Origin of the sequence: Streptomyces venezuelae ATCC 10712 (assembly GCF_008639165.1) — a bacterium.
In the GTDB taxonomy this organism is placed as follows: domain Bacteria; phylum Actinomycetota; class Actinomycetes; order Streptomycetales; family Streptomycetaceae; genus Streptomyces; species Streptomyces venezuelae.
This window is the reverse complement of sequence record NZ_CP029197.1, coordinates 3950145-3963106: the sequence shown is the minus strand read 5'-3', so window position 1 is coordinate 3963106 and position 12962 is coordinate 3950145. Positions and strand designations below refer to the sequence as shown.

The following is a 12962-nucleotide window of genomic DNA, read 5'->3' as shown; positions in this document are numbered from 1 at the left end:
CGCCCGTGGCTCCGCCACGGACTCCCAGGGGGTTGCGGTGACGGACACTCGGGGGCAGCAGCCCTCGTACGAGACCTACAACGGGCCGCTGCCCGGCGAGCGCACGGGTGCGCAGCAGCCGGGCGGCCCCTACCACCCGCCGCAGGCGTACGGCGCTCCGGCGTCGGGCGGCCAGGCGACGGGTGCCGTGCGCCGGCCGCGTACAGGGGCACGCACCACGCCCCGTACGCGCAAGGCGCGGCTGCGGGTGGCGAAGGCCGATCCGTGGTCGGTGATGAAGGTGAGCTTCCTGCTCTCCATCGCGCTGGGCATCTGCACGGTCGTCGCCGCGGCGGTGCTGTGGATGGTCATGGACGCCATGGGCGTCTTCTCGACGGTCGGCGGCACGATCAGCGAGGCCACGGGCTCGAACGAGTCCAACGGCTTCGATCTGCAGTCGTTCCTGTCGCTGCCGCGGGTGCTGATGTTCACCTCGGTGATCGCCGTGATCGACGTGGTCCTGATGACCGCTCTGGCGACGCTGGGCGCGTTCATCTACAACCTGTCGGCGGGCTTCGTCGGCGGTGTGGAGCTCACGCTCGCCGAGGACGAGTGACGGGCGAGTGACCTGCGAGGGGCCGGTTCGGGAACCGATTTTGGGACTGGCCCCCTGGTGCGCTAATGTTCAGGAGTCAGCGCGCGGGACATACACCGCAGAGCGCGGCGGGGCTATAGCTCAGTTGGTTAGAGCGCATCCCTGATAAGGATGAGGCCACAGGTTCAAATCCTGTTAGCCCCACAGACGAGATCGACCCGGATGGTTCCTCCATCCGGGTCGATCTGTTTGTGTGAGGTTTGAAGCTCCTCCAGGTCACCGATCGGTATCGGTCGATGTGTAGAGTGGGCGTCAGAAGTCTCCTACGTCAACGAAAGACGAGGTCGCGCGGTGAAGAAGCTTCTCCTGGTCGCACTGGCCGCCATCGGCGGGCTCCTCGTGTACCGCCAGATCCAGGCGGATCGCGCCGAGCAGGATCTGTGGACGGAGGCGACCGACTCCGTGCCCGCAGGTTCGGGTGTGTGAGACGAGAGACCGTCTGTGGGTGAAGCCCCGGCCGCGCGTGAGCGGGCCGGGGCTTCGCTTTGCCTGAGCGAATTTTCTACTTGCTTAAGTGAAGAGGAGGAGCGCGTGAGGACGCAGGCCGGCATCGGCCGGAGGGCGGGGGCCCTGATCACGGCGGCCGCGGCGGTGGGAACGATGGCGGCGCTGCCCGCACAGGCCCTCGCGGCCGACGGGGGTGCCCTCCCGCCGTACACCTTCGACGGCTCGGCCCAGCGGGTCCAGGGCGCCGCTTCGAGCTCGGACGCGGTGCAGCTCAGGACCGGGCAGACCTACCGCGACACGCTCAAGAAGGACGGCAAGGTCTACTACCGGGTCGACCTGGACGACAAGCTCAACGCCTACGTCTCTGTCGTCGCCGTGCCCAAGCCCGGCGGCAAGGTCGAGTACGGCGACGGCTTCAAGGTGAGCATGCAGGACGGCTCCGGCACCGAATGCGGCTACCAGCAGGCGAACTTCTCCTCGGCCGAGTACACCCGGCCGCTCGCCGCGTACGCCCGCCGCATCGTCGACGCGGACAGCTCCTCCTGCCAGCGCGCGGGCGCGTACTACGTACTCGTCGAGCGGAGCGGGAAGCAGACCTCGAGCCCCGACGACTGGGACCTGGAGATCCGGTACGTCTCCGAGCCCGGGCTGCAGAAGGCCGGACCGACCGCGCTCCCCGAGGTCTGGGCCTCCGGCACGCCCGCGCCGCCCACGGGCGGCCCCAAGCCCCGGCAGGGCGGCTCCGGCGTCCACGACGCCACCTCGCTGACGCAGGGCGAGTGGCGGTCCGACATCCGCCCCGGCCAGACGCTCTTCTACCGGGTGCCCGTCGACTGGGGACAGCAGCTCTTCGCCAGCGCCGAACTCGGCAGCAGCGCGGCGAGCGACGAGCACATCGGCAACGCGCTGGTGCTCTCCCTGGAGAACCCCGCGCTCGGGCACGTCGACGAGAGCACCGTCAGCTACGCCGGGAAGCCCGCGACGCTGGCGCTCGACGCGCTGCGACCGGTGGCCCACGAGAACCGCACCTCGTACGACGAGGCCACCAACGGGATGCGCTTCGCCGGCTGGTACTACCTGTCGGCCACGCTCAGCCCCGCGGTCGCCGAGGAGTACGGGGACGGGACCGTGCCGCTGACGCTGCGGGTCTCCGTGCGGGGCGGCGCGAAGCCCGGGCCCGGGTACGCCGGTGACCCCGGCCCCTTCACCGTCACCGCCGACGACAGGAACGCGGCGGAGGAGGGCTCCTCCGGGGCGCGGGCGGCGGAGCGGAGCGACTCCATGCGGGTCGTCGCGGCGGCCGGGATCGGCAGTGGGACCGTGCTGCTGCTGGGGCTCGGCGTCTGGACGCTGGTGGCGCGGAGGCGGGTGGCTTAAGACCCCGCCGGCGGGGAGTCGCTCAGGTCTGGGCGAGCGCCCAGAAGCCCACCGCGAAGCAGATCAGCGCGAGCAGCAGGACCGGGACCGTCACCTTCGGGGGCGGTCCCGGTCGGCGTACGGGGGCGGCCCCGGGCGCCGACGGGGCGTGCTGCTGCTCGGGAACCTGAACGGGTCGAGCGGTGTATGGATGAGTAGGGGCTTGTTCGTACGGCACCGCGGAGGTGGGTGCCTGCTCGAAGGAGGGGATCGGGTGCGCGACCGGCGGGGGCAGATGGAAGCTGCCCGTCTCGGAGGGGCTGGGCATCGGGGCGACGGTCGGGGCCGGGGCGGCCTGGTGGGCCGCGTAGGGAGCGGCGTAGGGGGCCGCGCCTGGGGAGAGGGGGTGCTGGGGCTGGTAGTGCGGCTGTGGGGGCTGCTGCTGGGGCGGTACGGGCAGGGAAACGGGCGCTGGAGCGAGGCCGGGCGCGGTCGGAGTGGGGGCGGGCGCTGGAGCGGGGCCGGGCGCCGGAGTGGGGCCGGGAGCGGCGGGCGTGGCGCCGGCGGGGGTCTCCGCGGGCGTGGTGGGGGCAGCCGTGTCGGTGGGGCCCGTCGGGCCCTCGGGGCCGAAGCCGGAGGGCAGCGGGCCGAGTTGGTCGCGGATCTCGACCGGTGCCTCGTCGGCACGCGGCTCGGGCAGCATCTCGACGGCGGCGCTCAGCGCCTTGCGCGCGCCCGTGGCCGTCCGGAAGCGCGCCTGCGGATCGGGCTGGAGCAGCCCGGCCAGGACCTGCCACAGCGGCTCCGGGATGCCCTCGGGAGCGGCGGGCGTGCCGTGCGTGACGAAATGCTCGACCAGGGCCCGGGAGTCCGGCTTGCGGCCCTGGAGCAGATAGAGCCCGACCAGGCCGACGCCGAAGAGGTCGGCGGTGAAGTCCGGCTCGGCGCCGAGCAGCTGCTCGGGCGCGAAGTAGCCGGGCGTGCCGACGACGTAGTCGGTCTCGGTGAGACGCGGCTCGCCCTTGCGCATGGAGATGCCGAAGTCGGAGAGCCGCAGGTGCGGCCGCCCCGTGCCGGTGACGTCCAGCAGGATGTTGGCGGGCTTGATGTCACGGTGCACGACCCCCTCGGCGTGCACCGTGGCCAGGCCCGAGAGCAGCTGGTCGAGCAGGACGCAGACGAAGCGGGGCGGCAGCGGGCCGTAGTCGCCGATGACATGGGCCAGAGAGCCGCCGGCGACCAGGTCCATGGTGAACAGGACCTTGTCGTCGTCGGCGGCCCAGCTGGCCGGAGCGAGGACGTGCGGATGATCGATCCGCAGCGCCTGCTCCCGGACGAAACGGAGCAGCGTGTGCGCGTCGCTCTGCAGCAGAACCTTGGCTGCCACATAGCGGCGGCGGCGGTGGTCCCAGGCACGCCACACCGCGCCCGCCCCGCCCCGTCCGATCGGGTCGACCAGCTCGTACCGACCAGCGAAGACCTCACCCATCGCGCTGCGCCCGCTCCCCGTTGCCTCGTCTGCCGGACGGGCCGGCCCGCTGCCGACCGCGTCAGTTCTGGTGCGACTCGTAGTGGGCGACCGCGTCGGCGGTGCGCCCGGCGCCGTACACCCGGAGGAACTCTGCCAGCTCCGGGTGGGCCGGGGCGAGGGAGTCGGCGGCGTCGATGATGTCGCCCGCCGCGGCTACGGAGCGCAGCAGCGACTGGATCTCGCGGACGACCCGGCGGACGGTCGGCGCGCCCGTTCCGGGGCTGGCCTGACCCGTGCTGGTGAGGACGGAGCCGCCCTGCGACTTCTTGACCTCGTCCATCCGGTCGGTGGCCTCGGCGGCGCTCACGCTGCCGTCGGCGACCTGGACGGCGAGCTCCTGGAGGGCCTGGACGCGCTGGACGACGGCCGGGTTGCCGATCTTGGCCCGCTGGCCGCTCATCAGCTGGGACAGCATGGGCGCGGACAGTCCGAGCACGGCCGCGAGCCTGGCCTGATTGAGCCCGAGATCGTCGATCAGCCGACGGAAGAGCGCCCCCAGCGGCTCTCCGTACCAACTGCGCTGAAGCTCTCTGGCTCTCGCCGTGGCTTCCTGCTGCGCTGCGTCCATTTCTTCTCCCCATCCCTAGGTTCGCCACTGCGAACCTCGATCAGCATCTTACGGAGAGTGGTCGCCGACCGGGAGACCCAATCCTTTTGCCGGACATGGGGGGTGACCCGGTACGCTGTCCTACGTTCCGGGGCCTTAGCTCAGTTGGTAGAGCGCTGTCTTTGCATGGCAGATGTCAGGGGTTCGACTCCCCTAGGCTCCACAACAAACACCCCCGCCGACCTGCGAAAACGCAGGTCGGCGGGGGTGTTTTGCGTGGTCCGCCGACGGCTTCGGGCGAGGTTGCCGGGCCTGGAGCCCTCCGCGCCGGAGGGGTCACTGCTCCGGACGGGTGGTGTTCATCGGAAGAACTGCGCGGCAACGGCGACGTTCCGTGGAAATCGGGAGCGCATCCACATCATGAGGAAAGTACGTAAAGCGCGCAAACCGAAATGAACCATCCGAGTACGTCACGAAAGTGAGGGGCCATGGCCACCGCCAAGGTCAAGCAGTTCTGGACCGCCTTCATCTCCGTCCTCTTCGCCCTGCTCGCCTCCGTCGGCCTGACGAGCACCGCCGCCGCGGCCAACCAGCCCGCCGTCCAGCAGCCCGAGGAGCCGGCCGTTCCCGCCGCCGCCTCCGCGCCCGTCGTCGGGGAGCGGGCCGCCCTCGCCTCCGTACCCGCACAGCGGGCACACCGGTGGCCGCTGGCCGGGGACCGCTCCCTGCCGCCCACCATCAAGCAGCGCATCGCCGCCGAGGCGCACGGTTCCTCTCCCGCCTCCCGGCACCGCTCCTCGACCGGCCTGGGCGCCGTGGCCGAGAACGACGAGCCGGCCGCGCTGACGGAGCTGGCGCTCGCCGCGTCGGCGTAGGGAGCGGGGAGCCGGTCGTTCCTACTCCCCGCCCCTCTCGCAACACCATGCAAGAACCCAGCAGGACTCGCAGGACCAAGTAGGACCCACAGGACCAAGTAGGACCCACAGGACCTAGCAGGACCCGCAGGACCAGTAGGACCCAGCAGGACCCCGTAAGACTCAGCGGAACCCCAGCAGGACCCAGCAGGACTCGGTCGGTCAGCGGCGCTTGTCGCGTTCGGCGGCCTCTTCGGCTGCGGCCGCGGCTTCGGCCTCGGTCTCCTTGGCCTCAACCTCCGGGTCGAGGGAGCCCTCACTGTCGTCGTAAGGCGTCAGTCCGGTGCCCTCGTCCACCTCGGTGGGAGCGGGCGGCTCGACCAGCCAGTCGGGATTGGCCTGCTTGTCCCACCACTTCCAGGCGGCGAACGCGCCGCCGGCGAGAATGCCCAGGACCGCGAGGCCCTTGGCGAGGCGTCCGGCCCGTGCCCGGCGCTCGTGCTTCTTCACGATCTTCTGGATTTCCCCAGGCGTCACCTGGCCGCGGAGCGCGGCCCAGGCAGCAGTGGAACGCGACCCCGCCTCCTCGAGGACGGGACCGGTCGCGGCGACCGCGTGCTCGACACGCGGAACGGTGTAATCGGCCGCCTGACGGCAGGCCTTTCGGGTCTTGACCGCCGCACGTTGTGCGGCCGCGTCGACCCGTGGCGGTACATGCGGTGCGACATACGAGTCGTACTGCGCACGAGCCTGCGCCCGGGCCTGTTGCGTGGCCTTCGAGACCTTCGGCGCGAGCAGCACACGCGCCTCGTGGGCGTAGTGCGAGGCCTGCTCCTTGGCCGTGCCGGCGTACGGCGCCACCACTTCCGCGGCGTGCAGGACGCTCTCCTTCGCCGATCCTGTCGCGGCGCGCACGCTGTCCATGCGGGTCACGGGATTCCTCCTCCTCGGTGGCGATGTCGGTTTTTCACCTTTCCATCCTTCTCGGAATCATGCCCGCCCGACCGAGGTCCGGCATGTGGGGCGGGCATCCGGGGCATGCGAGGATCGGACGCGCCAGTGACAGACGTGACATGACGCGACACGACGTGGACGGAAGGCGACCGTGGCCGAGCAGCTGTACGCGATCCTCAAGACGAGCCTGGGTGACATCGAGGTGCGGCTGATGCCGTTCCACGCGCCGAAGACGGTCCGCAACTTCGTCGAGCTCGCCTCGGGCGAGCGCGAGTGGACGCACCCCGCCACTGGCAAGGTGTCCTCGGACCGGCTCTACGACGGCACGGTCTTCCACCGGGTCATCAAGGACTTCATGATCCAGGGCGGCGATCCGCTCGGGGACGGCACCGGCGACCCGGGCTACTCCTTCGCCGACGAGTTCCACCCGGAGCTCTTCTTCGACCGCCCCTACCTGCTGGCCATGGCCAACGCGGGTCCGGGCACCAACGGCTCGCAGTTCTTCGTCACCGTCGCCCCCGCGACCTGGCTGAACCGCAAGCACACCATCTTCGGCGAGGTCGTGGACAAGGCGAGCCGGAAGGTCGTGGACACGATCGCGACCACCGCGACCGACCCGCACACCGAGCGACCGGTCAAGGACGTGGTCATCGAGTCCGTGGTGATCGAGAAGCGCTGAGGCGGAAGGGACGGCACTTCGCATGGACCCGCGTCCTTCCACGAACCCGCCCTCCGGCCTGCCGCGCTGCTACCGGCATCCGGAGGCCGAGACCGGCATCCGCTGCTCGCGCTGCGACAAGCCGATCTGCCCGCAGTGCATGATCTCCGCCTCCGTCGGCTTCCAGTGCCCCGACTGCGTACGGAACGGCTCGGGCACCGGGCACGCCGCCGCGGCCAACCAGCCGCGGACGCTCGCGGGCGGCCGGGTGGCGGCGGACGACCGCTTCGTCACCAAGATCCTCATCGGCGTCAACCTCGCGGTCTACCTCGCCGTCCTGGTGTTCGGCGACCGGCTCGTCGACGAGCTCGTTCTCATCGGATACGCCTGGAGCCCGGCGCTCGGGGAGGTCGTCGGGGTCGCGGACGGTGAGTGGTACCGGCTGCTGACCTCGACCGTCCTCCATCAGGAGGTCTGGCACATCCTCTTCAACGTGCTGGGCCTGTGGGTGATCGGCGGGATCGTCGAGCCCGAGCTCGGCCGGATCCGGTACGCGGCGCTGTGTCTGCTCTCCGGTCTGTCCGGCTCGGTGCTGGCGTATGTCGTCGCCGAGCCCAACCAGCCCTCGCTGGGGGCCTCCGGCGTCGTCTACGGCCTGATCGGGGCCTGGGTGGTGCTGGCCCGCCGGCGCCGGCACGACATGCGGCCGGTGATCCTCTTCGTGGCGCTGTCGCTGCTCATCACGTTCACCCGTCCGGGGATCTCCTGGGAGGCCCACGTCGGTGGACTGGTCGCGGGCGTCCTGGTGACGTACGCGCTGGTGCACGCGCCACGGGCCCGCCGGGACCTCGTGCAGTACGGGGCCTGCGGACTGTTGCTCCTGATCGACCTGGGGATCGTGCTCGCCCGTTCGGCCGCGCTCACCTGAGCGCACAGGGCTGTGGAAGAGCTTCTTCGGGAGCTTTCCCCAGAGTTATCCACAGTGAGTGGCGGATCGCCGCCGCTCTGTGGGGAAAGACCACGCCCCTCGCCTCTGACCTGGGGTTTCTCCAGGGAGGCGAGGGGCGTTCGGCGTTCGTACGGCGATCCGGCGGGGGTGATTCCGGTCATACCGGCGTCAACCTCGAACGAGTTATCCACAGATCTTCGTAAGTTATCCAGTGCTGTGCACAACGCTGTGGATAAGTTCAGGGGAGAGCTTGACGAGCGGCCTGCGGGGGCGCTAGATCGCCGCTACTTCCACTGCGTGGAGACGCCGAAGCCGGCCGCGATGAAGCCGAAGCCCACCACGATGTTCCAGTTCCGGAGCGACTCGATCGGCATGGATCCGTCGGTGACGTAGAAGACCACGATCCACACCAGACCGATGGCGAAAAGCGCCAGCATCACAGGCGCCACCCAGCTGCGGTTGGTCAGCTTGATATTGGTGGCCTGCTTCGCGGGCGGGGGCGTGAAGTCGGCCTTCTTGCGGATCCGTGACTTCGGCACGAGGGACTCTCCTGTCGATGCGCTGCGTGACCGCGCAGGGAACTGTGGCTGGCGCCGGGATGTGACGAAGGAGGACGACTGCGTCCCCCAGGCGTCCGTTAGCGTAGTGGTTCCGCGGCACCGAAGGGGATCAGGGTACGTTGAGCAATTCCGCCGGTACTCCCGAAGGACCGGGCCGCACCACCAGGTGGCGCCCCGTCCAGGTCCTCACCCTTGCCGTCTTCGCCCTCGCCGGACTGATTTTCGTCACGAGCTTCAACACCGCCAAGGGCACCAACCTCCGCACCGACGCCTCCCTCCTGCGGCTCTCCGACCTGATCGAGGAACGCAGCCACAAGAACGCGGGCCTCGACGAGTCCACCGCCGCCCTCCGCTCCCAGGTCGACTCCCTCGCCGCCCGCGACGACGGCTCCACGCGCGCGGAGGATGCGAGACTCGACGCCCTGGAGGCCTCCGCCGGCACCACCGAGGTCCGCGGCTCCGGCCTCACCGTCACCCTCGACGACGCCCCGCCGAACGCCCAGGCGGCCCCCGGCTACCCGGAGCCCCAGGCCAACGACCTCGTCATCCACCAGCAGGACCTCCAGGCCGTCGTCAACGCCCTGTGGCAGGGCGGCGCGGAGGGCATCCGGGTCATGGACCAGCGGCTCATCTCCACCAGCGCCGTGCGCTGCGTCGGCAACACCCTGATCCTCCAGGGCCGCGTCTACTCGCCCCCGTACAAGATCACCGCTGTGGGCGACCGGGGGAAGCTGAGCAGGGCGCTCGCCGACTCCCCGGCGATCCAGAACTACCAGCTCTACGTGAAGGCGTACGGGCTCGGCTGGAAAGTCGACGAGCACAAGGCGGTGACTCTGCCGGGCTACTCGGGCACAGTGGACCTCCACCACGCGAAGCCGATCAGCTGACCCGCTGACCGGACGGCAGCCGGAGAGCGGGAGGGCTCTTGCGTCTCGTCGTGAGGACCTTCAGCGAACTCTGCCTCACCGTGGGCGCCCTGATCGTCCTCTTCGTCGTGTACGTCCTGTACTGGACCGGGGTCCAGGCCGAGAGCGCCACCGCTGGCGAGCTGAAGATCCTCCAGCAGGAGTGGGCCGACCGGCCCGTCGAGGCCCCCGCCCCCGCCTCCACGCCGGCCACCCCCGCGCCGACCGCGCCCGCCCCCGCCCCGCCGACCGCACCCGCCCCGCCGACCGCGCCCGCGCCGTACGCCGCGGGCAAGGGGATCGCCGTCATGTATGTCCCCCGCCTCGGCGAGGACTGGGAGTGGCCCGTCCTCCAGGGCACCGACGCCGCCACCCTGAAGAAGGGGCTCGGCCACTACCCGGGCACCGCCCGGCTCGGCGCGACCGGGAACTTCGCCGTCGCCGGCCACCGCCGCACCCACGGCGATCCGTTCAAGGACTTCCCCCGGCTGCGCGCGGGCGACGCCGTCGTCCTCACCGACGGCACGACCTGGTACACGTACCGCGTCGACCGCGCGCCCTACCGGACCGTGCCCACCGACACCGGGGTCGTCGACCCCGTCCCCAGGAAGTCCGGCTTCGGCGGCCCGGGCCGCTATCTCACCCTCACCACCTGCGACCCCGAGTGGGGCAGCAGCCACCGGCTGGTCGTCTGGGCGCACCTCGACGCCACCCTGCCGGTCGCCGACGGTCGTCCACAGGCTTTGGACAGCTGACCCTCACCGGCCTTCCCGCCCCGTACTCTGGTCCCCGTAACGAACGGAAGGGGCTGTCGACGTCATGTACGGCTGGATCTGGCGGCATCTGCCGGGCAACGCGTGGGTACGGGCGCTGATCTCGATCGTGCTGGTCCTCGCGGTCGTCTACGTCCTCTTCCAGTACGTGTTCCCCTGGGCGGAGCCACTGCTTCCGTTCAACGATGTGACGGTGGACGGCCAGTGAGCGCGCGAATTCTCGTCGTCGACAACTACGACAGCTTCGTCTTCAACCTCGTTCAGTACCTCTACCAGCTCGGCGCCGAGTGCGAAGTCCTCCGCAACGACGAGGTCGAGCTGAGCCACGCGCAGGACGGCTTCGACGGCGTCCTGCTGTCGCCCGGACCCGGCGCGCCCGAACAGGCCGGGGTCTGCATCGACATGGTCCGGCACTGCGCGGACACCGGCGTGCCGGTCTTCGGCGTCTGTCTCGGCATGCAGTCGATGGCCGTGGCGTACGGCGGTGTCGTCGACCGCGCCCCCGAGCTGCTGCACGGCAAGACCTCCCTCGTGACGCACGAGGGCCGGGGCGTCTTCGCCGGCCTGCCCTCGCCGTTCACCGCGACCCGCTACCACTCGCTGGCCGCCGAGCCCGCCACCGTGCCGGCCGAGCTCGAGGTCACCGCGATGACCGAGGACGGCATCATCATGGGTCTTCGCCACCGCGAACTCCCCGTCGAGGGCGTGCAGTTCCACCCCGAGTCGGTGCTCACCGAGCACGGCCACCTGATGCTCGCCAACTGGCTGGAGCAGTGCGGCGACAAGGGGGCGGTCGGACGGTCGGCGGGGCTCGCGCCGGTGGTGGGCAAGGCCGTCGCGTGACGACGGGCTCTCCGTGGTTCCGCCCGGCGCACGAGCCGGAGCGAGAGCCGATACCCGGGGACCCGTACGCGACCCCCTCGCCGTACGGGGAACAGCCCCCGACTGCCGCTGTCTACGGGGAACAGCCCCCGCCCGTCCCCGCGTACGGGGATCAGACCTCGCCCGCCCCCGCCTACGGGCAGGCTCCCGAGCAGGCCTACCAGCCGCAGGAGCAGGTCCCTCAGGCTCCCGCGCAGGCCTACCCGCCGCACGAGCAGGCGTACCAGCCCCAGGAAGCGGCCCCTGAGGAGCCCTACGCGGCCCCGTACGAGGCGTACGAGGCCGAGGAGTCCCCGCGGCACTCCCCGAGCGAGACGATGCCCCTGCAGGCCGTGGAGCCCCTTCCCGGGCCCGGTCGCGCCGAGCGCCGTCGGGCGGCCAAGGGCGGCCGGGGCAAGGGCCGCCGCGGCGGCCCGCCCAGCACGCCGGCCGCCACCCCCACCGCCCCGCTCTCCCGCGTCGAGGCCCGGCGCGCCGCCCGCGCCGCCAAGGACAGCTTCGGCGTCATCGCCAGCCGGGCCGTCGGCGAACTCTTCATCACCTTCGGCGTCGTCATGCTCCTCTTCGTCACCTACCAGCTGTGGTGGACGAACGTCCTCGCCGGGCAGGAGACGAACCGGGCCAAGGAGCAGATCGAGGACACCTGGGCCCACGGCGACGACAGCAAGCCGGAGGCCTTCGAGCCCGGCGAGGGGTTCGCCATCATGTACATCCCCAAGCTGGACGTCGTCGTGCCCGTCGCCGAGGGCATCAGCAAGACCAAGGTCCTCGACAAGGGCATGGTCGGCCACTACGGCGAGGGCAAGCTCAAGACGGCCATGCCCTCCGACAAGCAGGGCAACTTCGCCGTCGCCGGCCACCGCAACACCCACGGCGAGCCGTTCCGGTACATCAACCGGCTGCAGCCCGGCGACCCGATCGTCGTCGAGACCCAGAGCGCGTACTACACCTACGAGATGGCGAGCATCCTGCCGCAGACCTCGCCCTCGAACGTCTCCGTGATCGACCCGGTGCCGAAGGGCTCGGGCTTCACGGCGCCCGGCCGGTTCATCACGTTGACCACCTGCACACCGGAGTTCACCAGCACGTACCGCATGATCGTGTGGGGCAAGCTGGTCGAGGAGCGACCGCGCAGCCAGGGAAAGCCGAAAGCGCTCGTAGGCTGAGACCCCACACCTCCGGACGGGACGACGGGACGACTAGTGGCACGCGCGCGTAACCGGATCGCCGGGATCATCAGCCTCTTCGGTGAACTCCTCATCACCGCGGGCCTGGTCCTCGGCCTCTTCGTCGTCTACTCGCTGTGGTGGACCAACGTCCTCGCCGACCGCGCCGCGGACCAGGACGGCGCCCAGGTGCGCGACGTCTGGGCCGACGGCCCCGGCGCACTCGACACCAAGGACGGCATCGGCTTCCTGCACGTGCCCGCGATGGGCAGCGGCGAGGTCCTCGTCAAGAAGGGCACCGCCAGCGCCATCCTCAACAACGGCGTCGCCGGCTACTACACCGACCCGGTCAAGTCCGCGCTCCCGCAGGACAAGCAGGGCAACTTCACGCTGGCAGCGCACCGGGACGGGCACGGCGCCAAGTTCCACAACATCCACAAGTTGAAGACCGGGGACGCGATCGTCTTCGAGTCCAAGGACACCTGGTACGTCTACAAGGTCTACAAGACCCTGCCGGAGACCACGAAGTACAACGTGGACGTCCTCCAGCCGGTGCCGAAGGAATCCGGGAAGACCAAGCCGGGGCGCTACATCACGCTGACCACCTGCACCCCGATGTACACCTCCGACTACCGGTACATCGTCTGGGGCGAGCTGGAGCGCACGGAGAAGGTCGACCGCGACCGGACCCCTCCGGCGGAGCTCCGCTGACGAAGCCGCCGAGACAAACAGAGAGCCCCGGTATC

The 12962-nt window shown here is 70.5% G+C and carries 16 protein-coding genes and 2 tRNA genes; 14 read left to right on the top strand and 4 right to left on the bottom strand.

All coding sequences use genetic code 11. The features are described 5' to 3' along the window. The first annotated feature begins 37 nt into the window (after positions 1-37). From DEJ43_RS18160 to DEJ43_RS18145, 4 genes are all read left to right on the top strand, one after another. Entirely contained in the window at positions 38-595 is a 558-nt protein-coding gene (locus DEJ43_RS18160) for a DUF3566 domain-containing protein (protein WP_041662639.1), read from the top strand. Between the two features lie 109 nt (positions 596-704). Next, positions 705-778: transfer RNA gene (locus DEJ43_RS18155), tRNA-Ile, on the top strand. A 147-nt stretch (positions 779-925) separates the two neighbouring features. Then, positions 926-1060, top strand: a complete 135-nt coding sequence (locus DEJ43_RS18150; protein ID WP_003958712.1) for a DLW-39 family protein — start codon at positions 926-928, stop codon at positions 1058-1060. A gap of 105 nt (positions 1061-1165) precedes the next feature. Beyond that, positions 1166-2458, top strand: a complete 1293-nt coding sequence (locus DEJ43_RS18145; protein WP_015034848.1) for a hypothetical protein — start codon at positions 1166-1168, stop codon at positions 2456-2458. Between the two features lie 22 nt (positions 2459-2480). Here DEJ43_RS18145 and DEJ43_RS18140 read toward each other — a convergent pair whose 3' ends face one another. Then, on the bottom strand, positions 2481-3926 hold the full coding sequence (locus DEJ43_RS18140) for a serine/threonine-protein kinase (RefSeq protein ID WP_015034847.1): 1446 nt from the start codon (positions 3924-3926) through the stop codon (positions 2481-2483). Positions 3927-3987: 61 nt separating this feature from the next. Continuing rightward, positions 3988-4536: a helix-turn-helix domain-containing protein gene (locus DEJ43_RS18135; RefSeq protein ID WP_015034846.1), complete on the bottom strand. Its 549-nt coding sequence runs from the start codon at positions 4534-4536 to the stop codon at positions 3988-3990. Between the two features lie 129 nt (positions 4537-4665). On the opposite strand from DEJ43_RS18135, the gene DEJ43_RS18130 reads away from it, so the two are divergent. Further along, positions 4666-4738, top strand: a tRNA-Ala gene (locus DEJ43_RS18130). A gap of 265 nt (positions 4739-5003) precedes the next feature. Next, positions 5004-5390, top strand: a complete 387-nt coding sequence (locus tag DEJ43_RS18125; RefSeq protein ID WP_015034845.1) for a DUF6344 domain-containing protein — start codon at positions 5004-5006, stop codon at positions 5388-5390. Between the two features lie 201 nt (positions 5391-5591). Here the strand turns inward: DEJ43_RS18125 and DEJ43_RS18120 are convergent, their stop codons facing one another. After that, entirely contained in the window at positions 5592-6302 is a 711-nt protein-coding gene (locus DEJ43_RS18120) for a DUF5324 family protein (RefSeq protein WP_015034844.1), read from the bottom strand. A 172-nt stretch (positions 6303-6474) separates the two neighbouring features. Between DEJ43_RS18120 and DEJ43_RS18115 the strand changes: the two genes are divergently transcribed. Together DEJ43_RS18115 and DEJ43_RS18110 are read left to right on the top strand one after the other, a co-directional pair. Further along, a complete protein-coding gene (locus DEJ43_RS18115; protein WP_015034843.1) occupies positions 6475-7002 on the top strand; it encodes a peptidylprolyl isomerase in 528 nt (175 codons plus the stop codon). Between the two features lie 22 nt (positions 7003-7024). Beyond that, complete coding sequence (locus DEJ43_RS18110) at positions 7025-7909, top strand: rhomboid family intramembrane serine protease (RefSeq protein WP_015034842.1); 885 nt, start codon at positions 7025-7027, stop codon at positions 7907-7909. A 305-nt stretch (positions 7910-8214) separates the two neighbouring features. On the opposite strand, the gene crgA is transcribed toward DEJ43_RS18110, so the two are convergent. After that, the gene (crgA, locus tag DEJ43_RS18105) at positions 8215-8469 is read right to left on the bottom strand and encodes a cell division protein CrgA (RefSeq protein WP_015034841.1); all 255 of its coding nucleotides are present in this window, start codon (positions 8467-8469) and stop codon (positions 8215-8217) included. A 140-nt stretch (positions 8470-8609) separates the two neighbouring features. Here crgA and DEJ43_RS18100 point away from each other — a divergent pair, with 140 nt between their 5' ends. The 6 genes from DEJ43_RS18100 to DEJ43_RS18080 all read left to right on the top strand — a co-directional run bounded on the left by DEJ43_RS18100 (position 8610) and on the right by DEJ43_RS18080 (position 12927). After that, on the top strand, positions 8610-9377 hold the full coding sequence (locus DEJ43_RS18100) for a DUF881 domain-containing protein (RefSeq protein WP_015034840.1): 768 nt from the start codon (positions 8610-8612) through the stop codon (positions 9375-9377). A gap of 38 nt (positions 9378-9415) precedes the next feature. Continuing rightward, positions 9416-10150 carry a class E sortase gene (locus DEJ43_RS18095; RefSeq protein ID WP_071891388.1) on the top strand — a complete coding sequence of 245 codons (735 nt, stop codon included), beginning with the start codon at positions 9416-9418 and terminating at the stop codon, positions 10148-10150. A gap of 64 nt (positions 10151-10214) precedes the next feature. Continuing rightward, a complete protein-coding gene (locus DEJ43_RS37505; RefSeq protein ID WP_015034837.1) occupies positions 10215-10376 on the top strand; it encodes a hypothetical protein in 162 nt (53 codons plus the stop codon). Next, on the top strand, positions 10373-11011 hold the full coding sequence (locus tag DEJ43_RS18090; RefSeq protein ID WP_015034836.1) for an aminodeoxychorismate/anthranilate synthase component II: 639 nt from the start codon (positions 10373-10375) through the stop codon (positions 11009-11011). The genes DEJ43_RS37505 and DEJ43_RS18090 overlap by 4 nt, the downstream gene beginning before the upstream one ends. Beyond that, positions 11008-12216, top strand: coding sequence for a class E sortase (locus DEJ43_RS18085; protein ID WP_015034835.1), 1209 nt, complete (start codon positions 11008-11010; stop codon positions 12214-12216). Before DEJ43_RS18090 ends, DEJ43_RS18085 begins: the two co-directional genes overlap by 4 nt. A 36-nt stretch (positions 12217-12252) precedes the next feature. Next, complete coding sequence (locus DEJ43_RS18080; protein ID WP_015034834.1) at positions 12253-12927, top strand: class E sortase; 675 nt, start codon at positions 12253-12255, stop codon at positions 12925-12927. Positions 12928-12962: the final 35 nt, after the last annotated feature.